This window comes from Flavobacterium riviphilum (assembly GCF_055231795.1).
This window is the reverse complement of sequence record NZ_JBUYSY010000050.1, coordinates 1-467: the sequence shown is the minus strand read 5'-3', so window position 1 is coordinate 467 and position 467 is coordinate 1. Positions and strand designations below refer to the sequence as shown.

Genomic DNA, 467 nt, shown 5'->3' with positions numbered 1-467 from the left:
ATCCAACAGTGGTTATCGGCTCCTGATACTTATGATGTAGCCCTTGATCAATGGCAACCTGGTGAAAAAGTGGTTGTGCCTCATGGTGTTTTTAAGGATCAAGAAGCGGTGGTGCAAGAAGTGAAAGGTACTCATTATGTGCTAGTACTCGAAGCCTTAGGTTGTGTTTTGAAAGTAGCCAAAAAGTAAGTTGTTTTGTTTAGTAATTAGTAATTAGTAATTAGTGATTAGTTTCAATTGTTTAGGGTGTTGGTTTTTTCTAAAGAGTTATTAAGGATTTTAGGGAGCTAAAATTAATTACAGAATGAGTAATGTTACACTGAACGAACTCCCATCTTAAGAGGGGCTGGGGGTGTGTTTTAAAGTTAGAAATTAGAAGTTAGCCCTTCGACTTCGCTCAGGAAAACTGCTCGATGAGGCAACAGGATTGTTTTATTAATAACTTGTTTAGTATAGTCCATTTTGTC

At 37.0% G+C, this 467-nt stretch carries 1 pseudogene; it reads left to right on the top strand.

From position 1 onward, the window contains the following. Positions 1-189 (top strand): annotated as a pseudogene (locus ACZIX2_RS14250) (UpxY family transcription antiterminator); the annotation flags it as partial. Positions 190-467 lie beyond the last annotated feature (278 nt).